Source organism: Caballeronia sp. LZ029 (assembly GCF_031451275.1).
Classification (GTDB): Bacteria; Pseudomonadota; Gammaproteobacteria; order Burkholderiales; family Burkholderiaceae; genus Caballeronia; species Caballeronia jiangsuensis.
This window is the reverse complement of record NZ_JARUXO010000004.1, coordinates 443,031-468,129: the sequence shown is the minus strand read 5'-3', so window position 1 is coordinate 468,129 and position 25,099 is coordinate 443,031. Positions and strand designations below refer to the sequence as shown.

At 63.7% G+C, this 25,099-nt stretch carries 25 protein-coding genes; 11 read left to right on the top strand and 14 right to left on the bottom strand.

Annotated features, from left to right (window positions below; genetic code table 11):
* Positions 1-5: 5 nt before the first annotated feature.
* On the bottom strand, positions 6-302 hold the full coding sequence (locus tag QCE73_RS28090; RefSeq protein ID WP_035501610.1) for a YciI-like protein: 297 nt from the start codon (positions 300-302) through the stop codon (positions 6-8).
* 150 nt (positions 303-452) lie between these two features.
* Between QCE73_RS28090 and QCE73_RS28085 the strand changes: the two genes are divergently transcribed.
* Both QCE73_RS28085 and QCE73_RS28080 read left to right on the top strand, forming a co-directional pair.
* A complete protein-coding gene (locus tag QCE73_RS28085; RefSeq protein WP_309884516.1) occupies positions 453-689 on the top strand; it encodes a hypothetical protein in 237 nt (78 codons plus the stop codon).
* A gap of 139 nt (positions 690-828) precedes the next feature.
* The gene (locus tag QCE73_RS28080; RefSeq protein WP_309884515.1) at positions 829-2,649 is read left to right on the top strand and encodes an OmpA family protein; all 1,821 of its coding nucleotides are present in this window, start codon (positions 829-831) and stop codon (positions 2,647-2,649) included.
* Positions 2,650-2,748: 99 nt separating this feature from the next.
* Here the strand turns inward: QCE73_RS28080 and QCE73_RS28075 are convergent, their stop codons facing one another.
* Positions 2,749-3,237, bottom strand: coding sequence for a hypothetical protein (locus tag QCE73_RS28075; protein ID WP_309884514.1), 489 nt, complete (start codon positions 3,235-3,237; stop codon positions 2,749-2,751).
* Between the two features lie 205 nt (positions 3,238-3,442).
* On the opposite strand from QCE73_RS28075, the gene QCE73_RS28070 reads away from it, so the two are divergent.
* Positions 3,443-3,694, top strand: coding sequence for a GlsB/YeaQ/YmgE family stress response membrane protein (locus QCE73_RS28070; RefSeq protein WP_035501449.1), 252 nt, complete (start codon positions 3,443-3,445; stop codon positions 3,692-3,694).
* 64 nt (positions 3,695-3,758) lie between these two features.
* Here the strand turns inward: QCE73_RS28070 and hutI are convergent, their stop codons facing one another.
* The 3 genes from hutI to QCE73_RS28055 all read right to left on the bottom strand — a co-directional run bounded on the left by hutI (position 3,759) and on the right by QCE73_RS28055 (position 7,273).
* Entirely contained in the window at positions 3,759-4,979 is a 1,221-nt protein-coding gene (gene hutI / locus QCE73_RS28065) for an imidazolonepropionase (protein ID WP_309884513.1), read from the bottom strand.
* Positions 4,979-6,652, bottom strand: coding sequence for a urocanate hydratase (hutU, locus tag QCE73_RS28060; protein WP_187605119.1), 1,674 nt, complete (start codon positions 6,650-6,652; stop codon positions 4,979-4,981). Before hutU ends, hutI begins: the two co-directional genes overlap by 1 nt.
* Positions 6,653-6,808: 156 nt before the next feature.
* Entirely contained in the window at positions 6,809-7,273 is a 465-nt protein-coding gene (locus tag QCE73_RS28055; RefSeq protein ID WP_035501445.1) for an Lrp/AsnC family transcriptional regulator, read from the bottom strand.
* A gap of 129 nt (positions 7,274-7,402) precedes the next feature.
* Here QCE73_RS28055 and QCE73_RS28050 point away from each other — a divergent pair, with 129 nt between their 5' ends.
* Positions 7,403-8,029, top strand: a complete 627-nt coding sequence (locus QCE73_RS28050; protein WP_309884512.1) for a LysE family translocator — start codon at positions 7,403-7,405, stop codon at positions 8,027-8,029.
* A gap of 2 nt (positions 8,030-8,031) precedes the next feature.
* Here the strand turns inward: QCE73_RS28050 and QCE73_RS28045 are convergent, their stop codons facing one another.
* Positions 8,032-9,255, bottom strand: coding sequence for an ROK family transcriptional regulator (locus tag QCE73_RS28045; protein WP_309884511.1), 1,224 nt, complete (start codon positions 9,253-9,255; stop codon positions 8,032-8,034).
* A 211-nt stretch (positions 9,256-9,466) separates the two neighbouring features.
* Here QCE73_RS28045 and QCE73_RS28040 point away from each other — a divergent pair, with 211 nt between their 5' ends.
* Complete coding sequence (locus QCE73_RS28040; RefSeq protein WP_035501443.1) at positions 9,467-9,676, top strand: hypothetical protein; 210 nt, start codon at positions 9,467-9,469, stop codon at positions 9,674-9,676.
* Between the two features lie 13 nt (positions 9,677-9,689).
* On the opposite strand, the gene QCE73_RS28035 is transcribed toward QCE73_RS28040, so the two are convergent.
* The 3 genes from QCE73_RS28035 to QCE73_RS28025 form a co-directional block, all read right to left on the bottom strand.
* Complete coding sequence (locus tag QCE73_RS28035) at positions 9,690-12,659, bottom strand: EAL domain-containing protein (RefSeq protein WP_309884510.1); 2,970 nt, start codon at positions 12,657-12,659, stop codon at positions 9,690-9,692.
* Positions 12,660-12,815: 156 nt separating this feature from the next.
* On the bottom strand, positions 12,816-13,592 hold the full coding sequence (locus QCE73_RS28030) for a hypothetical protein (RefSeq protein WP_035501440.1): 777 nt from the start codon (positions 13,590-13,592) through the stop codon (positions 12,816-12,818).
* Positions 13,593-14,143: 551 nt separating this feature from the next.
* A complete protein-coding gene (locus QCE73_RS28025) occupies positions 14,144-14,566 on the bottom strand; it encodes a hypothetical protein (protein ID WP_035501438.1) in 423 nt (140 codons plus the stop codon).
* Positions 14,567-14,865: 299 nt separating this feature from the next.
* Between QCE73_RS28025 and QCE73_RS28020 the strand changes: the two genes are divergently transcribed.
* Entirely contained in the window at positions 14,866-16,086 is a 1,221-nt protein-coding gene (locus tag QCE73_RS28020) for an EAL domain-containing protein (RefSeq protein WP_035501437.1), read from the top strand.
* A 3-nt stretch (positions 16,087-16,089) separates the two neighbouring features.
* Here QCE73_RS28020 and pip read toward each other — a convergent pair whose 3' ends face one another.
* Positions 16,090-17,079 carry a prolyl aminopeptidase gene (gene pip / locus QCE73_RS28015; RefSeq protein ID WP_309884509.1) on the bottom strand — a complete coding sequence of 330 codons (990 nt, stop codon included), beginning with the start codon at positions 17,077-17,079 and terminating at the stop codon, positions 16,090-16,092.
* A 157-nt stretch (positions 17,080-17,236) separates the two neighbouring features.
* On the opposite strand from pip, the gene QCE73_RS28010 reads away from it, so the two are divergent.
* Positions 17,237-17,950 (top strand): lysophospholipid acyltransferase family protein, encoded by a 714-nt coding sequence (locus tag QCE73_RS28010; RefSeq protein WP_309884508.1) that lies wholly within the window; start codon positions 17,237-17,239, stop codon positions 17,948-17,950.
* Positions 17,951-17,957: 7 nt separating this feature from the next.
* On the opposite strand, the gene QCE73_RS28005 is transcribed toward QCE73_RS28010, so the two are convergent.
* The gene (locus tag QCE73_RS28005) at positions 17,958-18,326 is read right to left on the bottom strand and encodes a response regulator (RefSeq protein WP_255503662.1); all 369 of its coding nucleotides are present in this window, start codon (positions 18,324-18,326) and stop codon (positions 17,958-17,960) included.
* Positions 18,327-18,528: 202 nt separating this feature from the next.
* Positions 18,529-19,467 (bottom strand): pca operon transcription factor PcaQ, encoded by a 939-nt coding sequence (gene pcaQ, locus QCE73_RS28000; protein ID WP_035501433.1) that lies wholly within the window; start codon positions 19,465-19,467, stop codon positions 18,529-18,531.
* A gap of 113 nt (positions 19,468-19,580) precedes the next feature.
* On the opposite strand from pcaQ, the gene pcaH reads away from it, so the two are divergent.
* The 3 genes from pcaH to QCE73_RS27985 all read left to right on the top strand — a co-directional run bounded on the left by pcaH (position 19,581) and on the right by QCE73_RS27985 (position 21,292).
* Complete coding sequence (gene pcaH, locus QCE73_RS27995) at positions 19,581-20,282, top strand: protocatechuate 3,4-dioxygenase subunit beta (protein ID WP_187605129.1); 702 nt, start codon at positions 19,581-19,583, stop codon at positions 20,280-20,282.
* A gap of 6 nt (positions 20,283-20,288) precedes the next feature.
* Positions 20,289-20,897, top strand: coding sequence for a protocatechuate 3,4-dioxygenase subunit alpha (gene pcaG, locus QCE73_RS27990; protein WP_309884507.1), 609 nt, complete (start codon positions 20,289-20,291; stop codon positions 20,895-20,897).
* An 89-nt stretch (positions 20,898-20,986) separates the two neighbouring features.
* Entirely contained in the window at positions 20,987-21,292 is a 306-nt protein-coding gene (locus QCE73_RS27985; protein ID WP_035501429.1) for a DUF2288 domain-containing protein, read from the top strand.
* 19 nt (positions 21,293-21,311) lie between these two features.
* On the opposite strand, the gene QCE73_RS27980 is transcribed toward QCE73_RS27985, so the two are convergent.
* Positions 21,312-22,400, bottom strand: a complete 1,089-nt coding sequence (locus QCE73_RS27980; RefSeq protein WP_309884506.1) for an AI-2E family transporter — start codon at positions 22,398-22,400, stop codon at positions 21,312-21,314.
* Between the two features lie 178 nt (positions 22,401-22,578).
* Between QCE73_RS27980 and QCE73_RS27975 the strand changes: the two genes are divergently transcribed.
* Entirely contained in the window at positions 22,579-23,106 is a 528-nt protein-coding gene (locus QCE73_RS27975) for an OmpA family protein (RefSeq protein ID WP_309884505.1), read from the top strand.
* Here the strand turns inward: QCE73_RS27975 and QCE73_RS27970 are convergent.
* A complete protein-coding gene (locus QCE73_RS27970) occupies positions 23,096-25,099 on the bottom strand; it encodes an acetyl/propionyl/methylcrotonyl-CoA carboxylase subunit alpha (RefSeq protein ID WP_309884504.1) in 2,004 nt (667 codons plus the stop codon). The two genes, QCE73_RS27975 and QCE73_RS27970, sit on opposite strands and share 11 nt — an antisense overlap.

Genomic DNA, 25,099 nt, shown 5'->3' with positions numbered 1-25,099 from the left:
TCGCGCTATCGCACGGGCGTGGCTGCGTTTGCGCCCACGACCGTGTTCCACTTGCGCACTTCCCAGCGATCGACCAGCCCGTTCGTCACGTACGGATCGTTTTTCGCGAAATCTTCCGCGGCGGCGGGCGAATTGCTGTGAAACAGCAGCATCGCGCGATCGGCGGGGGCATCGAGCGCGCCCGCGAGCACGATGTCGCCCCGCTCGACCGCCGCCCACGCAAGGGCGAGATGCGCATCGCGAAATTGTGCGCGGCGCTCCAGATAGTCTGAACAGAGTTCGTAAATCAACAAATAGTGCATCGCCATCTCCTTTCAGTGGAACGGTGCCGGATTGATCGAGCTAGTTTGTCCTATTTTCGAGATCGAAACCAAGACTTCTATCGGACGGGTCTGATCGCCTAACGATAGCGTATCGAACATCATATGCGGATACCCAGACGGATTCCGCTAATGAATCGCAATCAACCTCCCTGCAACGCGTGCCCGAAGCACGATTGCCGCACCTGCGCGTGGACGTCGCCGCTCGACGCGTCGTACCGCACGCTCATCAACTCCCATTCCATGCTGTCGATCATCGCGCTATCCGTGAAGGATGCGGAACGCGCGCCCGCCGAGCCGTCGTGGCTCGGCGTCGCCTGCAAGCGCATTCTCAAGTTCTTCTCGGAATTGAGCCTGCGCGCACGTTAAGACAACGCCGCACGAGTCGCATTGAAGCACCGGTTTCGTAAAGAAGTTTGCATGACTCTTTTTAGGATAACTATGCATATAGAATCCACTGCACTCTTGCGCTTGCGTCGAGCGTTCATGTAGAAAGGAATTTCAGTCGATGAGTATCAATCTGGTCCAGGCGGTGAATGCCGCAATCTCGGAACACATCGCGGAGCAGTTGTCGCAACAGTTCGGCATTCCCGGTCAGGTCGTCCGGCAGCTCGCGCTACGCATCGCGCCCGGCCTGGTCGCATCGCTGATGGACCGTGCGACGCTCGTGCCCGGCTCGCAGTCGGTGTACTCCGTCATCATGCAGCCGGAGACCAACGCCCACATCGGGGAACAGCTCTCCAAGCTGATCGCGACCACCGGCGGCCTCAAGCAGCTCGAAGCCAACGGTCACTCGCTCGCCGCGCTCGCGACGGGCCGGCGTCTCGATGCACTGAGCGACGCCGTTTCGGCCGAGACAGGCGTTCCCACGCAAGCTACGTCGGCGCTCGCGGGCATCGTCGCCGCCGTGCTGTTCGGCAGCATGAAGCGCCACTTCCTGCTCGCGCAATGGGGATTGCCACAGGTGCCCAAGCTGCTGCGCGATCAGGTCGGCGAGATCAATACGTCGATGTCGAACGCAGTCGCGACGGCCATCGGCGTCGGCAACACCGAGGGCTTCACCAGTTGCATCACGCCGCGGCTCGACACGGTCGCATCGAGCCTGGAATCGCGTGCCGATGGCGATGTCGCAGTGGCGGCGGCAGTCGCTACTGCGCCTGTCGTGACGCCCGCTCCCGCCGCGCAAAGCGCACCGGCTTCCAAGGCCACCCCGCCCGCGCCGCCGCCGCCGATGCGCGCGCCGGTGCGCAAGCCCGCACCGAAACGGTCGAACAAGTGGGTCTGGCTGCTCTTCGGCATCTTGGCCGCGGTTCTCGCGCTGGTCTATTACCGCGGTTTCACACACAGCAGCAGCGTCGATCTGAGCGCGGCACCGGCCACGCAGCAAGTCTCGGAAATGTCGACGCCGGCTTCGTCCGCAACGCTAACGACCACGCCCGCCATCGATAACGCCCCTCTGGCGACGTCCGTGAACACGCCAGTCACAACCGCGTCGGAACCGCAAACGGCCTCCACGCCAGCGGACACGCCTGCTTCCTGGAAAGACGCGCAGTTGTTGTTCAGCGTCAACGAAGCGGGCACCCCGGCGATCGATGCAACAGTGGGTACAGAAGCAGAGAAGAAGCATCTGATCGACACATTGACCGCCCGCTTTGGAAAGGCTTACACGGCGGACATTTCCGTCGTTCCCGAAACACGCCCGGCGACCTGGCTTTCTCGCCTGAACGATTTCTTCCCGCTCATGGCCGTGCCCGGCGCGGAAGCGAAGGTCAGCGGCTCGAAAGTGGAGTTGAGCGGCACGGCGGCGAACGGGAAGCTCGGCTGGACCGATCGTCTGAAGCGAACGCTCGGCGGCATGTTCCAGGTGGCGGCGTTCGACGTCGACGGCGCGGTCGCCACCGCGACGCAATCCTTTCGCAGCGCGATGAAGAGCCTGCTCGCCACTGACACGCCCTGCTCCGGCGACAAGTTGACGCGGGTGCTCGACCTCCAGATTGTCAACTTCGCTCGCTCGAGTGCGCAAGTGCCGGAAAGCGCCTATTCCACACTCGGCGAGACGGCGCAATTGCTCAAGAGTTGCGCAGCCAAGGGTTCGATCGTCAATCTCGAAGTCGCAGGCTATTCGGATGGACAGGGTGCGGCATCGGCGAAGCTCGAAGTATCGAAGGAACGCGCCGAGGCGGTCCGTGGTTATCTGGTGCGGAACGGCGTGCCGCCGCAATCGCTCACGGCCAAGGGTTATGGCGACGCCAATCCGATTGCCGAAAACGATACTGCGAGCGGACGTTTCGCTAATCGTCGGATCGAGTTCGTCATCAGGAAACGCTGAGCGCCGATCCGACTCGCGCAATCTTTTTCACGACGCCGTCGCACGAAAGTGCGACGGCGTTTTACTTTGGGCAGACGCTATTACCGCAATGCAGTCGATTCAGTTCGGCTTCGCGAAATCGTTCTCGGCCCAGCGCTCGGCGCTCGCCTTGCTGAGCTTGAACGCCGGCGACACACGCACGTGCGCGAGTTGCGCGCCGTATGCATCGAAGGCTTTGAGATTGGCGTAGGGATCGTCCTCATCGGGAACGATCTCCAGCGTGACGGTGATGTCCTCGCCCTGAACATCGACGGTGACATTCTTGTTCAGCATCGCGTGACGCTGCTGCTCGTGCCGGCGCAAGACTTCCGACGCCGTCTTGACCAACGTGCGAAACGCGTTTGCATCGAGGGGTTTCGGGTTTTTCTTGTCACGGCCCATCGTCCACGGACCAACGAGCGCGGGCTCCGCTTCGCCCGTCTGAATCATTTCGACGGCCCAGCCGTCGTCGTCCTCGTTCTTGATCACGCGCGCGGTCCAGCCGTCGTCGCGCCAGAGGCGATCTTCATGGATCGCGTCGTCGGCGGAGGGAAATTCGGAATCGGTCATATCGTAGCAAGGCAAGCAATGAGGCAATGCGACGAATTTTACCTTGGACGATGCACGGAGCATCGTTCGTGCTCAAAGGATTGGCCGGACGGCCAGTGTCATACCCAAACGCATTGCGCCGTGCTACTTTGAATGTACCGGGACCGTCCGGAATCCATCGGCAACGCAATTAAGAAGCCGTAAAACTCTGTCAAGGAGCAACCGTATGTTTGCATTCATCGGTACGTTGATCGTCGGACTCGTCGTCGGGCTCATCGCGCGCGCGCTCAAACCAGGCGACGACAACATGGGCTGGATCATGACCATCGTCCTCGGCATCGCTGGCTCGCTCATCGCGGGGTACGTCGGCCGTGCGCTCGGCTGGTATCAGCCGGGACAGCCAGCGGGATGGATCGCCTCGGTGATCGGCGCGATCATCCTGCTCGTCGTCTGGGGAATGATCCGCAAGCGCACGTAACGCCACGCTTCACCGTTTCTTTTTTTGCGCAACGCCTCGTCCGAACCCGGACGAGGCGTTTTGTTTATCGCACGATGCGCTCGAAATCGATCTCCGCACCGCCACGCACGACGCGATTCGGCAACGAGCCGCCGAGCCAATACGAAAGCTCGGCAGGCCTGCCGATTCGCCAGGCGACAAAATCCGCAGCCTTTCCTGCTTCGAGCGAACCGTGCGTCGATTGCAATCCGAGCGCGTTCGCCGCATGGATCGTCACGCCGGCGAGCGCTTCTTCCGGCGTCATGCGAAACAGCGTGCATCCCATGTTGAGCATCATACGCAACGAAAGCGCCGGCGACGTGCCGGGGTTCAGATCGCTCGCGAGCGCAATAGGCACGCGATGCCGCCGCAGCGCATCGATGGGCGGCAACTGCGTTTCGCGCAACATGTAGAACGCGCCCGGCAAGAGCACGGCGACGGTGCCGGACTGCGCCATCGCGATGGCGTCATCCTCGGTCATGTACTCGAGATGATCCGCCGACAGTGCTCGATAGCGCGCCGCAAGCGACGATCCATGCAAGGACGACAACTGCTCGGCGTGCAGCTTCACGGGCACGCCGAGATCGCGCGCGCATCGAAACACACGCTCGACTTGCTGCGTCGAAAACGCGATGTGCTCGCAAAACGCATCGACGGCATCGACGAGACCTTCTTCGACGAGCGCCGGCAGCAACTCATCGCACACATAGGCGATGTAGTCATCCGCGCGATTCGCGTATTCGGGCGGCAACGCATGCGCAGCGAGGCAGGTCGCGCGCACGGTGAGCGGCAGCGCATCGCCGAGACGTCGCGCCACGGCGAGCATCTTGCGTTCGTTAGCGAGATCGAGCCCGTAGCCGGATTTCACTTCGAGCGCGGTCACGCCCTCGCGCATCATGCCGAGCGCGCGTTGTTTCGCGGCTTCGAACAACGCCTCTTCGCTGGCTTCGCGCGTCGCGCGCACGGTGCTCGCGATGCCGCCGCCACGCGCCGCGATCTCTGCGTAGCTCACGCCTTCGAGCCGCTCCTCGAACTCGCCGCTCCGATCGCCGCCGAAGACGAGATGCGTGTGGCAGTCGATCAGGCCCGGCGTCAGCCACGCGCCTTCGAGATCGACACGCTCGCCTTCGCCGATCTCCGGCGCCGCCGCGCGCGGCCCGATCCAGTCGATGCGCGCGCCGTCGGTCAGGATCGCCGCGTCTTCGATGATCGAATACTTGCCTCCGACCATGGTTGCGGCGTGGCAGTTTTGCCAGAGCTTTTTCATCACTTGGTGATCATCGGCAGATCGAGGCCTTGCTCGCGCGCGCATTCGATCGCGATGTCGTAACCCGCATCGGCGTGACGCATGACGCCCGTCGCCGGATCGTTGTTCAGCACGCGCGCGATGCGGGCATCGGCTTCGTGGCTGCCATCGCACACGATCACCACGCCCGAATGCTGCGAGAAGCCCATGCCGACGCCGCCGCCGTGGTGAATCGATACCCACGTCGCGCCGCTCGCCGTGTTCAGCAGCGCGTTCAGGAGCGGCCAGTCGGACACCGCGTCCGAGCCGTCCTGCATCGCTTCGGTTTCGCGGTTCGGACTCGCGACCGAGCCGGAATCCAGATGATCGCGGCCGATCACGACCGGCGCCGACAACTCGCCGTTGCGCACCATCTCGTTGAACGCGAGGCCGAGCTTCGCGCGCAGGCCGAGCCCGACCCAGCAGATGCGCGCCGGCAGGCCCTGAAAGCTGATGCGCTCGCGCGCCATGTCGAGCCACCGATGCAGATGCTCGTCATCGGCGATGAGCTCCTTCACTTTTGCGTCGGTCTTGTAGATATCTTCCGGATCGCCCGAGAGCGCGGCCCAGCGGAACGGCCCGACGCCGCGGCAAAAGAGTGGTCGAATGTAGGCCGGCACGAAGCCCGGAAAATCGAACGCGTTGTCGACGCCCTCTTCCTTGGCCATCTGGCGGATATTGTTGCCGTAGTCGAACGTCGGCACGCCCTGTTCGCGAAACGCGAGCATCGCGCGAACGTGCTCGGCCATCGATTGCTTCGCGGCCTTCACCGTGCCCGCCGGATCGCTTTGCGCGCGGTCGCGATATTGCGCCCAGGTCCAGCCTTTCGGCAGATAGCCGTTGAGCGGATCGTGCGCGCTCGTCTGATCGGTGACCATGTCCGGACGCACGCCGCGGCGCACGAGCTCCGGCAGCACGTCCGCCGCGTTCGCGCACAACGCGATGGAAATCGCGCGGCCTTCCGACGTATAGCGCTGGATGCGCGCGAGGGCGTCGTCGAGATCGGTCGCCTGTTCATCGACGTAACGCGTCTTCAGACGGAAGTCGATGCGGCTCTGCTGGCATTCGATATTCAGCGAGCACGCGCCCGCGAGCGTCGCCGCGAGCGGCTGCGCGCCGCCCATGCCGCCGAGACCGGCGGTGAGCACCCAGCGGCCCTTGAGTTCGCCGCCGTAATGCTGGCGTCCGGCTTCGACGAAGGTCTCATACGTGCCCTGCACGATGCCCTGGCTGCCGATATAGATCCAGCTACCGGCCGTCATCTGCCCGTACATCGCGAGGCCCTTCGCGTCGAGCTCGTTGAAGTGCTCCCAGTTCGCCCAGTGCGGCACGAGATTCGAATTCGCGATGAGAACACGCGGCGCGTTTTCATGCGTCTTGAACACGCCGACCGGCTTGCCCGACTGGACGAGCAGCGTCTCGTCGGCTTCGAGGCGTTTCAGCGTCTCGACGATCTTGTCGTAGCACGCCCAGTCGCGCGCCGCCCGGCCGATGCCGCCGTACACGACCAGCTCCTTCGGATTCTCGGCCACTTCGGGGTCGAGATTGTTCATCAGCATGCGCAGCGGCGCTTCGGTCAGCCAGCTCTTGGCGTTGAGTTGCGTGCCGCGCGGCGCGCGGATCTCGGTGTCGCGAAAACGGGAAGATGAAGTCACGAATGCTCCTGCGCATCAAGAAAAGAGAGAGTCGAAGGACACGAGCGATGGCTCGCATCGAATGGTTCTCATGTTCTTGTATATACAACTTAGGGTGTATTAGGGGAATCCCGAAGCCGTCGTGTGGCTCTCGCGCCATCCTTGTATAGACAATCGTCACGGTACGGGCAGACCGCCGTCGCGTTTGAGTTCCCGCAAAGAGAGCATCGATTCCACGGCCGTCACGCCCGGCAAGGTGCGCAGGACGTCGCGCATGAAGACGCCGTATTCGTCGAGGTCGCGCGCGACGATCTGAAGCAGATAATCCGCCGTGCCCGAAATGTTGTGACACGACACGATACGCGGAATGCCCTGAATTTCGCGTTCGAAACGATCCGACAGCGCGCGATCGTGCACGCTGAAGCGCACCTGCGCGAAGGCGACGACGCCCAGTTCCAGCGCCTTGCGCGACAGCACCGCGCGATAGCCTTCGATATAGCCATCGCTTTCGAGACGCTTGAGCCGGCGTGCGCACGGCGTCTCGCTCAGGCCGACGCGCTCGGCGAGTTTCGCGACGGACATGCGTCCGTCCTGCTGTAACGCGACGAGCATCGCGCGGTCGATTCGATCGATTTCGGTCATGGCGCTTTCCTCTTCATTTTCAATTTATTCTAGGGGAAAGCCGCAATCCAAAAGATGAAACTGATGAAAAAGGCCAGAAAACGCTCCATCCGAAATGGCACGATGTAGCCATCGAAACAGGAGCGAATCATGGTCTCGGCACACTTACTTTGGGTTTTCATCGGCGCGCTGGCGGTCGTCTATGCGCTGCCGGGACCGGACATGGCGCTCATGCTACAGACGAGCGGCTCGCGCGGTTTCCGGCACGGTCTCGCCGTCGCCGCCGGGCTCGCCACCGCGCGGGCGACGCATGTGACGTTGTCGGCGCTCGGCGTCGCCGCGCTCTTGCGCAGCGCGCCGTGGCTCTACGATGGCGTGCGCATCGCGGGCGGCCTGTATCTCTCTTATGTGGCGATCCAGATTTTCCGCTCGCCCGCATTCGGCCTAGAAGCGACGCCCGGTCAGGCCGCCGCATCCACGCTGCGTTCGGCTTACGCCAAAGGCATTCTGAGCAGCATTCTCAATCCGAAGGCGCTGCTGTTCTGCTCCGTGCTGCTGCCGCAATTCGTGCGGCCGGAGTCCGGTCCGGTCTGGTCGCAGGTGCTGGAACTGGGCGTCGTGCTGGTCGCGGTCGGCGTCATGTTCGACCTCACGCTGGCGGCGGGCGCGGTGCGGATTTCCGGCTGGCTGCGCCGTCATCCGAAAGCGCAGACCGTGCAGCGCTGGACGTTTTCCGCCGCGCTGCTCGCGTTCGCCGCGCGGCTCTCGCTGGACTGAACTCAGGTTTCCAGCGGCTTGAGGAAAAGCTCGTGCTTCGGCGCGAAATGCGCATAAAGCGGCAGGATCGCGCCGCCCATCGCGCGGGCGTCGGGGCCGATCTGCCCTTCGACGAGACGCGGGCGCGTCATGCCCTGCCAGTCGAACGCGGCGAGCGCGTCATCGGTGCGGCCGATGACCTCGCGCAGCAAGGTCCGGTCGATCTCGCCGTCGATCACCACGGCTTCGAGATCGAGCAGCGCGGCCGACGCTGCGATGCCCGTCGCGATCGCGGGACACGTCTCGCGCATCCACGCGTCCGATAGCTCGCGCAACGCCGGCGAGCACGCGCGCTCGTCGTGCGCGGCGGCGGCCGGCGCGCCCGCGGCGACGAACGCCTTCTCCAGCACATACACCGACGCCGTATCGAGCAATTGCCCCGCGCGTTGGCCCTTGCCGCGTTTCATCAGCGGCAATGAGCCGATGGCGCCCGCGTTGCCGCCCGGCCCCGCGTGCAAGCGGCCGTCGATCACGAGACCGCCGCCGATGAACGTGCCGATGAACACATACAGGAAGTTGCGCAGCCCGCGTCCCTGACCCATCACGAGCTCGGCGGCGCACGCGGCCGTCGTGTCCTTCGCGAATTCCACGGGCAGCGCGGTCATCGCTTCGATGCGTTCGCGGATGTCGATGTCGTCCCACGCCGCGAGCGCATCGGGCGGCGTGTCGAAGAAGTCGCGCCAGCCGCCGAGCCACAACGGCGCCGCGACGCCGACTCCCGCGATCTTCCGCGCGCCGTCGCCGAGCGCGCCGACCACGCGCGCGAGCCGCTCTTCCAGCGCGGGAAAGAGCGTATGCGGATCGGGATACGGATATTCGAGCGTTTCGCGCGTACGCACGTTGCCGGCGAAGTCCATCGACAGCACGTCGAGACTGCGCCGCCCTACTTTCACGCCGATGGAAAACGCGCCGTCCGCGCGCAGCGAGATCGGCACCGACGGCTGACCGATGCGTCCGCGCACGCGCGAACGCGGCTCCTTCGCGAGCAGTCCGTCCTCGATCAGATGATCGACGATCAGCGAAACCGTCTGCATCGACAGGCGCGTCATGCGCGCGATATCGGCCTTGGGCAGCGCGCCGTGAAGCCGGATCGCCTGCAGCACGATGCGCTCGTTGAACTGGCGCATGCCGAGCTGATTCGAACCGACGGAATGCGCCGAGGCTTTGCGCGCGGGCCGCTCAGACATCGTCGCGGGCCTCTCGGGACGCTCGGGCGCGCCGTACATCGATCATGTGTTCGTCCCCGTTCGATTAAATCCAGTGTTTTTATTTAGTAAAGACATCCGGGACGATTTTAGCAAGCGCCTTTCCTTGCACCGCGCGGCGATGCAGGTCGATTTTTGTCGCGATTTTTAGTCGGTTATGTTCGACGGGAACCGTCATCACCGACAAACACACATGAGCACACTCGAAGCCCTCCACGCGATCGTCAAGGACGAGAACGCGCCGCAGATCATTCGCGATCACATCGTCGATTCGCTGCAATTCGCGCTGCGCAATCACGCCGGGTATTTCACGCGCAAGGAGATTCAGTGGCTCGCGCAATGGGACGACACGCGCATCCCGATTGCGGCGGCGAAGGTGTTGAGCGAGATGAAGACGGTTTGAGCGCGCGCCGTGCTCAGTGCGTGCCCGAGGCGCGCGCGTGCCATTCGTAATCGAATACGGTCGCCTGAACCGGCTCCGAAAGACCTTCGACGAAACTGATCACTTCCGGATCCTTCACGAAGCTCGCGGCCGAACTCGCCGCGAGAATCGCCGAGCTGTCCTGCGGCCGCGCGACCAGGAAGCCCTGCACGTAGTCCACGCCGATCTCCTGCAACGCGCGCAAGGTATCGACGTCCTCCACCCATTCCGCGACGCTGCGCATCCCGAGATTGCGCGCGAGCGCGACGATCGCCTCGACGATCGCGATATCGGCCGGATGCGCGCACATCGAGCGCACGAACTCGCCGTCGATCTTCAGCGCATCGGCGGATAGCGCCTTCAGATATTTGAACGACGTGTAGCCCGCGCCGAAGTCGTCGAGCGCGATCTTGCCGCCCATGTCGTGCACGCGCGCGATGAAGCGCTGCGTGTTCTCCAGATCGTGCAGCGCGACGCTTTCCGTGATCTCCAGACACAGGTAGTGCACGATCGACTGATGAGCCGCGAAGAGCGCGAAGATGTCCTCCATGAACTGCTCGTCGTTGAGCGAGCCGCCCGAGAGATTCACGCAGATGAACTGCGTGTTGCCGAGTTGCTGCTGATGCACCTCGATCCAGTCGAGCAGCGTCGAAATGACCCAGCGATCGATCGCCGCGATATTGCCCGATTCCTCCGCCGCGACGATCACCTTGCCCGCGGGCAGCGTCGCGCCGTCGGGTGCGCGCATGCGCAGCAGGACTTCGAAGTTGAGCGATTCGGTCGGCGCGGACAGCGACATGATCGGCTGCATCACGAGGAAAAGACCCGGCGGCAGGCGATTGCGCCCGAGCGTTTCGACGAGCTTCAGTTCCTCCGCGCGCTCCTCGAACGCCGCCGCGCCCTTGCGATACGTGACGAGATGCGTATGCGCGACCTTCTTCGCTTCGCGGCACGCGCGATCCGCGTGGGAAAGCGCGTCCTGCACGCGCACGCCCCGCGAGCATTCGACGAGACCGATCGACGCCTTCACCTGGAACGCGCGATTGCCGACCTGATACGGCGCGTCGGAAAGAATGGAAATGAGTTCGCGGCATTGCGCGATGGCGTCTTCGATCGACGTGTCGTGCATCACGCAGACGAACTCGTCGCCGCCGATACGCCCGACCGGGTAGCTGCGCGCGAAGTGCGCCCGCGTGCGCGCCGCGACCTGGCGCAGCACTTCGTCGCCGCTGCGATGGCCGAAGAGATCGTTGACGAGCTTGAAGCGGTCGAGATCGACGTAGGCCAGCGCCCACGGCAGCGTCTCTTCGCTCTGCGCGGAGATCGCCTTCTCGACGCCGCGGCGATTCAGCGAACCGGTCAGCGAATCGTGTTCGGCGAGAAAGCGCAGCCGCTCGACGGCCTTCGAGCGCTCCGTCGTGTCCTGCAGCGAGCCTTCGATCCATCCGTTCGAGCGGATCGCCTTCAACAGATAACGCCGCTCGCCGGTGCCGCGCTCGGGCGAGCCGCCCATTTCGAGTTCGCCGTCGCTGCCCTTCGACGCCAGCGCCTGCAAAGCGCCCCACGCGCCCGCCTCGAAATAGTCGTTCCAGTGCCGCACCTTGTAGTCGGTCTTTTGCAGATCGAGCATCGCGCGCAACGCGGGATTGGCGCGCACGAAGTGACCGTCGGCGTCGAGCGTGAAGAGGCCGATCGGCGTGACTTCGTAGGTATTGCGCAATTCCATCTGCGCCTGGCGGCGGAAATCGCGTTCGGCGCGCATCTGCTCGGCGATCGCGAAAGCCGCCATCATGCTCGACGACAACGCGGCCATCACCGTATTCACGCCGCCGACGAGCACCTTCAGGCCGAAGGCCGCGCCGAGCACTTCGGAGAATGTCGAGAACAGCACCACGCCGAGCGATGCGACATACCAGAGCACGGTGCGCGAGCGCGCCATCCACACGAGCCGCGCGAGAAAAAACAGCAGCACGCAGATGCCGAAGCCCGCGATGATCCACAGTGTCGGAATAAACAGCGCATACGGCAGCGCGAACGCGGCCGCGAGCAGCACGATGCCGACATACTGGATCACGCGCAGCAGCCAGCGATAACCGACCACGCGCAACTCGCGCCGGAAAAGCTGCTGGAATAGCGCGGCCGTCAGCAGGTAATAGGCGGCAAAGGTGAATTGCCGCAACGGCTGCATGAAGTCCGACGGCAGCACGCGGCCGAGCCATTGCATGTCCCAGCCCATCGCGTTCGCGCACAGGCGCAGATTGCCGACGAGCCACACGGCGAAAATCACGTAGGTCCATTCGTGATTGATGAGCGCCGTGACGAAGACGAACACCGCGAGCGTCAGCAAACCGCCGGCAATCAGCCCCGAACTTTCCTGAAAGTCGAGCGCCGAATTACGCAAGCCCTGCCATTCCCACGCGTAGGCATTGATTTGCGCGGGACCGGAAAACGTGCCGCGGCACAGAATATTCTCGGCCTGTTTGATACGGCCGACCTGAATGGAGAAGCCGGCCTTCACCACGCGCATTTCGCCGGTCACGCCTTCGCGATCCGCCTGGCCGAGCGGCGCGAGCGTTTTCGCGTTCCAGCAGGCAAGCGTTTGCGCATGACGGGACGGCAATTCGACGACCGTCGACGATTCCGCGCTCATGCTCGGCGTCGTGAAACTGAACCAGACCGGCTTTTCGGAAAGACGTGTGCTGTAACGGGAAACGGGCGCCGCGCCTTGCAGCGCGTCGAGCGCATCGGCGGGCGTCATGTTGCCGCTTTTATCGGCGACGACGTGAAGTGCGAGCGGAACCGCGCCGCGCGTTTCATATTGGCGCGGCAGGAAATAGAGCGTCGCGATCGTACCGAGCAAAATCAGAATCGGCACGGCGTAAACGGCGACTGCATACAGCGCGTCGTCGATCCACGAGCCCGTGCGTCTGAATCTCGATAAGGAAGCTGGAATAACCGACGCCATACCTGGAAAAACCCCCGTTTGCGCCCAGCGCGAAATACGCCGGCGCAGACAGCGGCGGAGCCCGAAGAACCCCGTGCGCCGCCGCTTTTTGGCCTACCGGATCGCTTTGCGATCCGGTTATTCGCTTTTACCTTCCTGAATACGATCGTGCCTTTTTCACCTGCCGTAAGCCATCAACGGGGCTTCCGGGCATCGTACCGGTTCCCAGTCAAAAGATAAATCTACAGAATGCAAATCGATATCCGGGTGATGCGTGTGCACCATGTAATTGAAGAGCGGATGACGGGCTTCTTCCCAGCGCTGACGTGCCGCGGCGACGTCTTTTGCCAATACGCGATGCGGCAATCCGCCCACATGCGACATCGGCAGGAATTCATTTACGCCGAAAACATCCTTGAAGAGCATCGCCTCATACTCCCGATCCAGCGGCGTACGCGCCGTAATCACCATGTAATCGATCCCGTGCAGTTCGCAGAACATCCAAAGCGCCTTGCACAACGCCACCTTGACTACGCGGCCCACCATCCCGCCCGCGACGCCGAGACGCGTCGCTTCCGCGAGGCGGCTCGTCGCCAGATGGTCGGGCAGACGCACCGACTGCTCGACCGCGAGCGGACCGTACGCATTGGTCTGAATGCGCATGGTGCCGAGCGGCGCGCCGTCCAGCTTCGATTCCGCCAGAAGTACAGCCGTGCCACGATCCCAGTCCGAAGGCTCGATCGTCATCTTGTCGGCGAATTCGGGCAGATGCCGCCCATAGGCCGAACGTCTGATGCTCACGGCTTTTTGCAATCCAGCATCGTCTTTGACGATACGGATAGTAAACGGCATGCGCTCGCTTTTCTGAAGTGCGGGCACGACCGTGAGAGTTGGGCGAACCGCCGATTCGGTTTGGTTAGCGGCGGCATTGGTGGCAAGGTTCAGACGTTCCATTTGTAAACCCCATTTTTTCTTGGCGATTGGAAAGGTGCCGCGTGTCGAGGAGGTTTTGTAGTGGTTCCTTACACGGGCGAAACGAGCCTCTCACGAAGTCAAATAACGGGGTGCGCGCTTGCCACTGTTTCTCAGCAAATTTCAGGCTAAAGGAGTGGAAGAAAGCTTCTAAACGGCGGAAAACAGTCGCCGGCAGCCGCCGAAAACCACATATCCATATGCCGTACAGGAATATGCGAGCCCGATCAAAAGTGAAAGAACGAGGGCGAGCAGCCACCAGGCGACGCGAGAGACAATCAGGAGAATAGCGTTCGCAGAACCCTCGTGGAGCATCGCGTAAACGCTGGAAAATACGTTAGAAAGAGTAACTGGTAACGTTTGCTTACACTTTTTCTTCGCAGAAAGTGCGAAACGCCGAACACGCGGGGAATGGGATTTAAAACCGCTGGAAAAGCCGAAACAAAAAGGCGGGCGTTCTTTTGAAAAGACGCCCGCGCTATCACAACATAATCATGTCGACTGTGTGAAATCCGCCAAAACGGATTAAAAAATCAGTCGTCTTCGTCGAGCCAGGGAATATCCACGTCGGTAATGAAAGCGACCATCGCGAGCGGACGGCCTTCTTGTCGCCCGATATTGCCGTCGGCGCGTTGCCATTCGCAGCGGAAAATCGTCGCGGGGGTATCGGCGAGCAGCGTGATCGTGCGAATCTCGTCCGGATCGTTGTCTTCGACCGGACCATCGAGCGACACGAGCAACTGCTGCGGCCACACGCCGTCGGCGGGATCGTAAATCTTGTCGCCGTCGTGAATGACGACGTGCGCCTCGACGCCGATCGTCGCCGACGCCTCCACGATCATCTTGCCGAGCGCGCGCAGCACGGCGGTGGCGCGGCCCGAGTTGGCCTGGCGGATCGCGAGATCGCCACGCGTCAGCGCCTGCTCGAGTTTGGGATTGGTTTTCTGTTGCGCCATATCTCTCTCTAGGGGTTCGTTGCAGCTTTCGACGGGCGCGGCCCGGCTTAAGTTGCAGGCGGATCGTAGCATCGCACCAACAAAGATAGGTCGCGCGGGCCTTTGCGGCAAACCGGACACGGCCGAAGCGTTCCTCACATCCGAACGACTCCGATGCTCAAGTTTGCGCACGACCGGCCGATATTGCGCACATCCCCACCGAAACGCGTGACTGCCGTGCCGTTAATCGACCTGACTGCTCCCTTGCGCATTCGTCCGCCGGCGCACGCTTCCCGCACGCTCTCCACCCGCGCCTGAACGTGGCGACCGGACACACGGAGATCGTCGACGGCATCGCGCTGCGCACGCATCTGCAACCGATCTACAGCCTGCCGCATCAACGCGAGGTGGGCTACGAGGCGCTGTTGCGCGGCGATGCGGGCGGCGGCGCGCTCGTCGGACCGTTCGATCTTTTCGGGCGGGCGATCGTCGCGGGCACGCTGACCGAGCTCGATCGCATGAGTCACCTCACGCATCTGCGCAACGCGGCGTCGATATTGCCTGCCGCGCAGTGGCTGTTCCTCAATATCAATCCGGCGACCTTCACCGATCCGGGCTACGCCGCGCGGCTCGCCTCTGCAACGCGCGAAGCGGGACTCGCGCCCGAGCGGCTGGTGATCGAAGTGCTGGAATCGGGCGGCACGGACGTCGAGGAAATCTCGCGCGCCACGCACGCGTTTCGCGCACAGGGCTTTCTCGTCGCGGTCGATGACTTCGGCGCGGGGCATTCCAACATCGACCGGCTGATCACGCTGAGGCCGGACATCGTCAAGCTCGATCGCAGTCTCGTGCGGACCAAGAGCGCCCACATGCGCGACGCGCTGATGCCGAAGCTCGTCGATCTGCTGCACGAGTCGGGCATGTTCGTGGTCGCGGAAGGCATCGAGACGAGCGAGGATCTGATGCTCGCCGCGCGCTCGAACGTCGATTTCGTGCAGGGCTATCTGTTCGGCATGCCATCGGCGGAACTCGCCGAACGCGGCGTGGCGACGCCGCTTTTCGAAGACGTGTTCGACACGCTCGCCCAGACGCGGCGCACCGAGCGCCTTGCGGGCGACCTGCTCTTGCTGCCCTATCGCGCGGGGCTCACGCAGGCCGCGCGGCGCTTCGCATCGGGCGCGACGACCGAATCCGCCTGCGCCGATCTGCTCGCGCTGCCGTGCACGCTCAGTTGCTTCTTCCTCGATCGGGGCGGCCGCGAGTTCATGCCGGGCCTCGCCGGCGCCGCGGCGATCGCGCCGAGCGAACGCTTTGCGCCGATCGCGGATCCATCGACCGGGCGCTGGGACAATCGCCCGTATTTCGTCGATGCGCACGCGAAGCCGCAGCAGGTGATCACGAGCGCGCCTTATCTCTCCGTGACGGGCACGTCGCTTTGCGTGACGCTCACGATCGCGACGCAGCACGCCGCAAGGCCGGTCGTGATCGGCGCGGACCTCGACTGGCGCAAGCTGACCGAAGCCGCGCCCGCGATTTTCTGAGCGTCAGGCGGTAGCGCTTTTCGCCTGCGCGATCGCACTGGCAAGCGCCGCCGCGCCCGCGCGCAGCGCCGCGAGATTGCCCGGCTCGAAGGTCCAGTGCCCCGCCGCATTCACGACGGCCAGTTCCGCGCCGGGCCAGCGCGCGGCGAGGTCCAGTGCCTGATCGGCGGGACACACCATGTCGAAGCGTCCATGCACGATCCGGCAAGGCAGATGCGCGATACGCGCGATGAGCGGCAATAGCGGCACCGGCGGCAGTTCGTTCGCCATGTAGTGCCGCTCGAGGAGCGCCATCGAGATCGCGGCCGAGTTCGCTTCCGCGCTCGGGCGCTTCTCTTCCTCGGCCGGTTCCTTCTCCGGCTTGTTGACGACGGACAGCGTGGTCTCGTAGTGCGTCCACGCGCGCGCGAGCCGCGTACCCGCCTCGTCGAAACGCGCGAGCGGCGCTTCGGTCATCCGCAGGATTTCCTGCGCATTCGTAGGACGCTCGCCGCACGCCGCCTCGATCGCATCGAGAAACGCGCGATGCGCTTCGGGAAACACGCGTCGAACGTCCCACAGGAACCAGTCGATATCCTCGCGCCGCGCGAGAAAAATGCCGCGCAGCAGGAAACCCGTGCAGCGCTCCGGATGCGCGACGCCGTATGCGAGACCGAGCGTCGTGCCCCACGAGCCGCCGAAGATCGCCCATTGCTCGATGTTCAACGCGACGCGCAGCGTCTCCATGTCGCCGACGAGCGCGTCGATGCCGTTCGCCTCCAGCTTGCCGAACGGCGTGGACTTGCCGCAGCCGCGCTGATCGAAGAACACGACGCGCCATTTGTCCGCTTCGAGCACCTCGGCCCATTTCACGTTCATCGCGCCGCCGGGGCCGCCGTGCACGACGAGCATCACGGGCGCCTCGCGCGGGCCTTGCGCGCGCCAGTAGATCGAGTGACCGTCGCCCACGTCGAGCATGCCTTCGTCGAACTGCACCGGCGATTGATTGTCCATTGCGTCTTCCTTGCTGAATAGGCTTCATCGGGCTCCATTGTTGCATCGCTTCGATGACATCGCATGGCGCGAAATGATCGCCCGGTGCGTTTCGCCCGATACGCTATGCTTGCGGATTCCGGATGTTCGTCATCCACTTGTCATCTCACGAATTTCGATGCGACGCACCCTCGTCAAGTGGCTCTTTGCAACGTATCTGCTCGGCAGCGGCATCGTCTGGTCGATCCTGATCCTGCCGCTCTTTCCGTTCGTCGGGCGTAACGGGCGTTACCGGCTCGCGAAGCTCTGGTGCCGCGCGATGGTCGTGATGATGCGCGTCATCACCGGCGTCACGTGCTCGATCGAAGGGCTGGAGCATCTGCCCGAAGGCCCGTGCATCATTCTGTCGCGACACGAATCGACCTGGGAGACGCTCTCGTTCATGGCGCTCTTTCCCCGGCGCATCAGTTTCGTGTTCAAGCACGAACTCATGAACATTCCGTTCTTCGGCTGGGTGCTGGGCGGCCTCGACATGGTGAGCCTCGATCGCGGCTCGATCCGTCAGGCGCACGCCGCCGTGACACGCGAGTGCGCGGCGCGGCTCGAGAAAGGCGATTCGGTGGTGATCTTTCCGGAAGGCACGCGCGTCGCGCACGATGCGCCGCTCAAGCTCGCGTCGGGCGGCGTGCGCCTCGCGTGCGCGACGAAGGTGCCGGTCGTGCCCGTCGTGCATGACGCGGGCAAGGTCTGGCCCGCGAAGGGCTGGCCGGATCGTGGCGGGCATATCCGCGTGATCGTCACGCCCTGCCTGCCGCTCGATTGCCAGATCCCGCAGGAGTTGAACCGCCTCGCGCAGTCCCAGATGGACGTGGCGCTGGCGGAACTGCGCTAGTCGCCGCTCAATACAAAGGCCGTTTCTTCGCGGCGCACAAACGATTGACCGCCGAAATCAGCGTCTCCATGTCGACGGGCTTGCGCAAATAGCCGTCGTAGCTGACGAACGCCGGCGGATTCGGATGCCCCGAAATCATCAGGAAAGGAATGTGCGCGAGCGTCGCGTCGTTCTTCATCGTCTGGCAGAGCAGCGCGCCGCCGAGGCCGGGCATCATCCAGTCGGACACGACGATGTCCACCCTCTGTTCTCCGAGTATCGATAACGCTCCGTTACCGTCGAACGCGCACAAGACGGTGCACTCCTCGCCTTGCATGCAGAGGGTCCAGGCTTCGATGGTGTCGGGGTCGTCGTCGACGAGCAGTACGGTCTTCATCTTGCGAACATGTTCGAGTGCGGCGCGTGTGTGGGGCGGGACGTTCACGACGGAGGCGGCGGACAACCTCGGATGTGACCGCCGCCGACGCCGTTTGTTGCAGTCACTTCGTACCCGCCGCTTTTGTCATAGTATTTCTTTCGCGCAAAACCTGCGCGGTAAATGCTGCTTCAGCAACTTGCGCGCCGCTCGCCATCTGCGGTCATTTGCTCCTGGCGCGTGATCGGCCGGCTTCACGCAGCGCATCGACGAGCGTTTCCTCCACCGGCGTGCGCGCGGCGTCGTTGCGGCGAATCAGGCCGATAGGCTCGTCGGTGCCGGCGAAGGGCATCGGCAGCGCAGCGAGCAGCCCGAGGGCGATGTCCTGCTCGACCGCGCCGGCGGGCACGAACCACACGGCGTCGTTGTTCATCGCGAGCGAGCGCCCGAGCGACACCGACAAGGTTTCGACGAGCGCCGTCAACGCATGCGCGCCGAACGCCGTCAGCACGCTTTCAGCCGATTGCCGGATCAACGTGCCGAACGGCGGCACGACGATCACGAAGCGCGCGAGCAAGGCGGGCGTGAGCGGCGTTTCGAGCGTCAACGGGTGCTCGCGGCGCACGACGACCGCGAGCGGCTCGCGATAAATCTGCTCGAAGGACAGCCCGTGCATCGCCTCCGGCTCCGACAGCCGCCCGACCACGAGATCGACGTCGCCCGCCTTCAGCTTCTCCAGCAAAAGCGCGTTGGAATCGGTCCAGACGGACAGCGACACCGCCGGCCATTGCTGCCGGAACGACATCAGCGCGGGCGACAGCAGCACCGGCGCGACCGTCGGCAAAATGCCAATCGCGATGGTTCCGGGCATGTCGCCGCGTTCGCGCAGGAGCATGTCGACGCCCTCGCGCAGGGACGCGACGCATGCGCTCGCGTGCGGCGCGAAAAGCCGTCCCTCACGCGTGGGCACCGCGCCGCGCCGCCCACGCTCGAACAGCCGCACGCCTAGAATGGATTCGAGCTCGCCGATGGTTTTGGACACCGCGGGCTGCGTAATCGACAGGCTATCGGCGGCGCGCTGCACGCTGCCGAGTTGCGTGACGGCAAGAAAACATTGCAGATGCCTGAACTTGACGCGGGTGTTGGTGAAGTCGGTATCCATGACGATCCGTTATGCAAGATGGCACGAAACATCATTTTCCATAACTTGCGTCGTTCTATAAAGTAGCCGTCAGAAACATCCTATTCAACTTCCAAATACAGGAGACAGTCGACATGACCTCCCCCATCCTCACACCGCGCGATTGGGAATCCCATCCCGCGTATCTGTCGCCGGGTTACAAGTCGTCGATCCTGCGCAGCCCGGGCTTGCCGCTCATTCCGCTGAAGGAAAATCTGCGCAACCGACGCGTGCCTGTCTACGGTGCTGACGATCTGGGCGTGCTCGACAACGACCTCACCCGCAACGCCGCGAAAAACGGCGAACCGCTCGGCGAGCGCATCATCGTGACGGGGCGCGTGCTCGACGAAGGCGGCCGTCCGGTGCGCAACACGCTCGTGGAAGTGTGGCAGGCGAACGCCGCGGGCCGCTATGTCCACAAGGCGGACCAGCACGATGCGCCGCTCGACCCGAACTTCCTCGGCGCGGGCCGCTGCCTGACCGACGACGAAGGCCGCTATCGCTTCATGACGATCAAGCCGGGCGCGTATCCGTGGGGCAATCACCCGAACGCGTGGCGTCCGCAGCACATCCATTTCTCGCTCTTCGGCGAATACTTCGGCTCGCGTCTCGTCACGCAGATGTACTTCCCCGGCGATCCGCTGCTCGACCTCGATCCGATCTATCAGGGCATTCCCGAGCAGGCACGCAAGCGTCTCGTGTCGTCCTTCTCGATCGACACGACGCAGGAAAACTACGCGCTCGGCTACGAATTCGACATCGTGCTGCGCGGCCCGGATCAAACGCCGACGGAGTAATCGAACATGACCACGCTGAAACAGACCCCATCGCAGACCGTCGGACCGTACTTCGCTTACGGCCTCGTTCCCGAGCAATACAACTTCGATCTGAAGAGCCTCTTCACCGCATCGGCGGCGGATCGTGAAGTGCCAGGCGAGCATATCGCCGTCGTCGGCAACGTGTTCGACGCCGAAGGCAAGCCCGTCAACGACGCGCTGATCGAAGTCGCGCAGGCCGATGCGAATGGCCGCTATGTGCAGAGCGCGCAGGAAGCGCGCGAGTCGGGCTTTCGCGGCTTCGCCCGCGTGGGCACGGGCACGGACCCGAAACTGCGTTTTATCGTCGATACGGTGAAGCCGGGCGCAACCGCCGACGATTGCGCGCCGCACCTCGATGTCATCGTGCTGATGCGCGGCATGCTGCTGCATACCTACACGCGCATCTACTTCGAGGACGAAACCGAAGCCAATGCGAAGGACGCCGTGCTGCAAAGCGTGCCGGCCGAGCGCCGTCATACGCTGATCGCGAAGCGCGAGGCGGGCGCATCGGCCAAGCCGGATTCGTCGGGCACGATCTATCGCTTCGACATCCATCTGCGCGGCCCGAACGAGACGGTGTTCTTCGACCTGTAAAGCTTTCTCGCAGCAGTCGTTTGAAACGAAGGGCGTCCGGCACTGCGTTATAGTGTCGGTCGCCTTTAGTCTTTTCTGCGCCTTCTCCCATGTCCGACGCTCCCACGCCCAGCCCGCTCTACGTCAAGCTCCTCGGTGAAACCGCCCAGATCGGCTGGTCCGAACTGGAGCGCTTCTTCGCGCAAGGCAAGCTCATCTGGGTGAAGCGCGATCTCGATCTCGTGAGCGTCGCGGAAGCCGTCGCCACCGACGACACGCAACAGGTCACGCAATGGCTCGCAGCCGGACTGGTCGAGCGCATGCAGGCCGAAACGGCTGCCGATCTCGCCGCGCGCGATCCGCAATTGTGGGCGGTCGTCACTTCGCCCTGGGTATGCGTGCAGGAACGCGGCTGATTCACGCGTCTGAATCGCGCTAGCGCCGGTCGAGGACATAGTCCGTCCACAGCACGACGAGAATCGTCATCAACGCCGGGCCGATGAACAGCCCGATCAGCCCGAAGGTTTCCGCGCCGCCGAGAATGCCGAACAGCACGAGCAGAAACGGCAGCCGCGCCGATCCGCCGATCAGCACCGGCCGCACGAAGTGCTCGGCGACGAACACGACGATCATCCCGAACACGGCGACGCATATCGCCGCGACCATCGAGCCCTGCGCGAGCAGCCACAATGCCGAACCTAGGAACACGATCGGCGCGCAGAACGGCAGCATCGCCGCGACGGCCGTCAGCATGCCGAGCAAGGTGGCGTGCGGCACGCCCGTGACGGCATAGGCGATTCCGAGCAGCGCGCCCTCGCCCAGCCCCACGACGACGAGCCCCACCACCGTGCTGCGCACCGATTCGGCCATGCGCCGCACGAGCGCGGCGCCATCCGGACCGAACGCGCGGCGCGAGCCCGCGAGCAGTTGTTCGCCGAGCTTCGAGCCCGCCAGAAACACGAAGAAGAGCGTCATCAGCATGAAGCCGAAGATGACGACGCCGTGGACCACGCGCCCGCCGAAGTGCCGCGTCATCGCGACGACGGTCGCACTGTGCAGGTTCTTCACCGCCGGCGACGCTTCGAGCGGGGTCGCCAGATTCTCCTGCCACCAGCGCCCGACCTGTTGCGAGCCCATCGGCAGATGCTCGATGAACGCGGGCATCGGAATGCCGGTGCGCAGCACTTCGTGGAACCAGTGGATCATGTCGCGCGCCTCGTTCACCGTCTGCGCCGCGACGATGAAAAACGGCACTACGAACAGCAGGCCGATCGCCGCCGTCAGCAGGACCGCGAGCAGATTGTGATGCCGCTTGAACATCGGCCGACGTTCGAGCCAGCCGAACGCGGGCCATAGCGCGATCGCGATCACGCTCGCCCATACGACGGCCGGAATGAAGGTGCGCGCCGTATAGAGCGCGACCAGCACGAGCACCGCGTAAAGCACCGCGGACGCCGTGCGCTGCATCTTGCGGGTGCGCTCGGATGAGTCCGGGCTCGGGTCGTTGCGCGGTTGGATCGGCATGAGTGAATGGTCCTTCTTCGTGATGTTCGATTGGTGGCGAAACATGAATCGTTCGCCAGAATTGTAATCACGCACGAATCATTCCACTCGATGCGCGCAGTCAAGCAACTTTATTTACAAAAGGCACGTTTGGCGCTCCCTATAATCGAGACTCGGCATCGAAGGATGGATCTTGCAAATGAAGCAAAAAACCTCGCGCGCAATGGCGGGTGCATGCCTGTCGCTGATATGGCTCGCCGGATGCTCGACCGGTCTCAACCGGTCGAATGAAGAGCGGTTGAACGCGCAAAACGGCATCACGATGCTGCCGGTCAAAGGGGGCGTGGAGATGCGGCTGCCCGAGGCGCCGCTCTTCGATACCGACGAATCGAGCATCCGCGCGGGCTATTCGCCGATGCTCGATCGCGCCGCTCAAGTATTGAAGCGCAGCATGCGGCCGATTCTGATCGAAGGCCACACCGACAACCAGGGCACGCTGGCTTATAACCACACGCTTTCCGATGCGCGCGCCCAGGCGGTCGGGCAGGCGCTGATCGCGCGCGGCGTGCCCGCCGAGCGTATCGCGACGAAAGGCATGGCGTGGCTGCGGCCGATCGCCAGCAACGACACGGTGCAAGGCCGTGCATTGAACCGCCGCGTGGAGATTCTGGTGCGCACCGAGAGCGAAGAGACGCTGCTCGGCGCGCCCGCCAAGGTCAAGCGCTAGCCGCCTGCTCGACCTCCAGCACGAGCAACTGCGAGCCGTCGGCGACCTGATCGCCGACTTCGAAGAGAATCTCGCCGATCTTGCCCGACGAAGGCGCCACGATCGTGTGCTCCATCTTCATCGCTTCCATCACCATCAGCGGCGCGCCCTTCTCGACCGTCGCGCCCGTCTCCACGAGCACCGCGATCACCTTGCCCGGCATCGGCGCGGTCAGACGGCCTTCGTGCTCGGCATCGCCCGCGTGGGCCATCAGGTTCTGCCACTCGAACTGGAACGCAGCGCCTTCGTGGAAGACGTGGAAGATGTCGCCATCGGTGAAGACGTGGCCTTTGATCAGCGCATCGTCGAGCTGGACCGTGAATGATGTCGCGCCGCTGTGCGACCAGTCGAAGCGCGCGCTCTTGTCGTTCAGCGTGAGACGCTTTTCGCCGTTCTTCGTGAAGACGACCTTCAGCGTTTCGTCCGTATCGAGCGCGCGCCAGTTCAAATCCTGGCTATAGCCGCCCGCCATGCGCCAGTGAGACAGCGCATCCCACGGCGACTGGCCATGCGCCTCGCCGCCTTCGCGCGTGAGCAGCGCCGCGCACGCGAGCGCAAGCCCCTTGTTGCGTGAAACGTGAGTGGGCGCGAAGAGCGCATCGTGATGACGCTCGATCAGGCCCGTGTCGAGATCGCCCGCGCTGAACGGCTCGCTCTTCACGATGCGCTGCAGGAACTCGACGTTCGTCGACAACCCGACGATCTCGCATTCCGCCAGCGCGCGCGCCATGCGCGCCAATGCATCGCGGCGGTCGCGGCCATGCACGATCAGCTTCGCGATCATCGGATCGTAGAACGGCGTGATCGAATCGCCCTGACGCACGCCGCTATCGACGCGCACGTCGCCGTCGATCGAAAACTCCACCGCGTGCGGCATGCGCACGTGCTTGAGCGTGCCCGTCGACGGCAGGAAGCCGCGCGACGGATTTTCCGCGTAGATGCGCGCCTCGATCGCGTGGCCGTGCACCTTCAGCTCGTTCTGCTTGAGCGGCAAAGGCTCGCCCGCCGCCACGCGCAGTTGCCATTCGACGAGATCGAGCCCGGTCACCATCTCCGTCACCGGATGCTCGACCTGGAGACGCGTGTTCATCTCCATGAAGTAGAACTGGCCGTCCTGCGTCATGATGAATTCGACCGTGCCCGCGCCGACGTAGTCCACCGCGCGCGCCGCCGCAACCGCGGCTTCGCCCATCGCGCGGCGGGTTTCATCGTTCAGACCCGGCGCGGGCGCTTCTTCCAGCACCTTCTGATGGCGACGCTGCACGGAACAGTCGCGATCGAACAGATAGACCGCGTTGCCGTGCTTGTCGGCGAACACCTGCACTTCGACGTGACGTGGGCGCAGCAGATACTTTTCGATCAGCACGCGATCGTTGCCGAAGCTCGACGCCGCCTCGCGCTTGCACGATGCGAGCGCCGCCGCGAAGTCCTCGCTCTTCTCGACGACGCGCATGCCCTTGCCGCCGCCGCCCGCGCTCGCTTTCAGCAGCACCGGATAGCCGATGCGGTCCGCTTCGCGCTGAAGCAGCGAAGCGTCCTGGTCGTCGCCGTGATAACCCGGCACGAGCGGCACGGACGCCGATTGCATCAGCGCCTTTGCGGCCGCCTTGGAACCCATCGCGCGAATCGCATCGACGGGCGGTCCGATGAAAACGAGCCCCGCCTTCTCGCACGCGTTGGCGAAGTCCTCGTTCTCCGACAGAAAGCCGTAGCCCGGATGAATCGCCTGCGCGCCGGTTTTCTTCGCGGCATCGACGATGCGCTCGATGCGCAGATAACTCTCCGATGCAGCCGATCCGCCGACATGCACCGCTTCGTCGCAGACATCGACGTGCTTGGCTTTCGCGTCCGCGTCGGAATAGACGGCGACGCTGCCGACGTTCAAACGCTTCGCCGTCGCCGCGACACGGCATGCGATCTCGCCGCGATTCGCAATCAGTATTTTGTTGAACAT

Bases quoted from the DNA above. Each gene is read 5' to 3' on its own strand.
- QCE73_RS28090 (WP_035501610.1), bottom strand. From the start codon at position 302: ATGCACTATTTGTTGATTTACGAACTCTGTTCAGACTATCTGGAGCGC.
- QCE73_RS28085 (WP_309884516.1), top strand. From the start codon at position 453: ATGAATCGCAATCAACCTCCCTGCAACGCGTGCCCGAAGCACGATTGC.
- QCE73_RS28080 (WP_309884515.1), top strand. From the start codon at position 829: ATGAGTATCAATCTGGTCCAGGCGGTGAATGCCGCAATCTCGGAACAC.
- QCE73_RS28075 (WP_309884514.1), bottom strand. From the start codon at position 3,237: ATGACCGATTCCGAATTTCCCTCCGCCGACGACGCGATCCATGAAGAT.
- QCE73_RS28070 (WP_035501449.1), top strand. From the start codon at position 3,443: ATGTTTGCATTCATCGGTACGTTGATCGTCGGACTCGTCGTCGGGCTC.
- hutI (WP_309884513.1), bottom strand. From the start codon at position 4,979: ATGAAAAAGCTCTGGCAAAACTGCCACGCCGCAACCATGGTCGGAGGC.
- QCE73_RS28055 (WP_035501445.1), bottom strand. From the start codon at position 7,273: ATGACCGAAATCGATCGAATCGACCGCGCGATGCTCGTCGCGTTACAG.
- QCE73_RS28050 (WP_309884512.1), top strand. From the start codon at position 7,403: ATGGTCTCGGCACACTTACTTTGGGTTTTCATCGGCGCGCTGGCGGTC.
- QCE73_RS28045 (WP_309884511.1), bottom strand. From the start codon at position 9,255: ATGTCTGAGCGGCCCGCGCGCAAAGCCTCGGCGCATTCCGTCGGTTCG.
- QCE73_RS28040 (WP_035501443.1), top strand. From the start codon at position 9,467: ATGAGCACACTCGAAGCCCTCCACGCGATCGTCAAGGACGAGAACGCG.
- QCE73_RS28035 (WP_309884510.1), bottom strand. From the start codon at position 12,659: ATGGCGTCGGTTATTCCAGCTTCCTTATCGAGATTCAGACGCACGGGC.
- QCE73_RS28030 (WP_035501440.1), bottom strand. From the start codon at position 13,592: ATGGAACGTCTGAACCTTGCCACCAATGCCGCCGCTAACCAAACCGAA.
- QCE73_RS28025 (WP_035501438.1), bottom strand. From the start codon at position 14,566: ATGGCGCAACAGAAAACCAATCCCAAACTCGAGCAGGCGCTGACGCGT.
- pip (WP_309884509.1), bottom strand. From the start codon at position 17,079: ATGGACAATCAATCGCCGGTGCAGTTCGACGAAGGCATGCTCGACGTG.
- QCE73_RS28010 (WP_309884508.1), top strand. From the start codon at position 17,237: ATGCGACGCACCCTCGTCAAGTGGCTCTTTGCAACGTATCTGCTCGGC.
- QCE73_RS28005 (WP_255503662.1), bottom strand. From the start codon at position 18,326: ATGAAGACCGTACTGCTCGTCGACGACGACCCCGACACCATCGAAGCC.
- pcaQ (WP_035501433.1), bottom strand. From the start codon at position 19,467: ATGGATACCGACTTCACCAACACCCGCGTCAAGTTCAGGCATCTGCAA.
- pcaH (WP_187605129.1), top strand. From the start codon at position 19,581: ATGACCTCCCCCATCCTCACACCGCGCGATTGGGAATCCCATCCCGCG.
- pcaG (WP_309884507.1), top strand. From the start codon at position 20,289: ATGACCACGCTGAAACAGACCCCATCGCAGACCGTCGGACCGTACTTC.
- QCE73_RS27985 (WP_035501429.1), top strand. From the start codon at position 20,987: ATGTCCGACGCTCCCACGCCCAGCCCGCTCTACGTCAAGCTCCTCGGT.
- QCE73_RS27980 (WP_309884506.1), bottom strand. From the start codon at position 22,400: ATGCCGATCCAACCGCGCAACGACCCGAGCCCGGACTCATCCGAGCGC.
- QCE73_RS27975 (WP_309884505.1), top strand. From the start codon at position 22,579: ATGAAGCAAAAAACCTCGCGCGCAATGGCGGGTGCATGCCTGTCGCTG.
- QCE73_RS27970 (WP_309884504.1), bottom strand. From the start codon at position 25,099: ATGTTCAACAAAATACTGATTGCGAATCGCGGCGAGATCGCATGCCGT.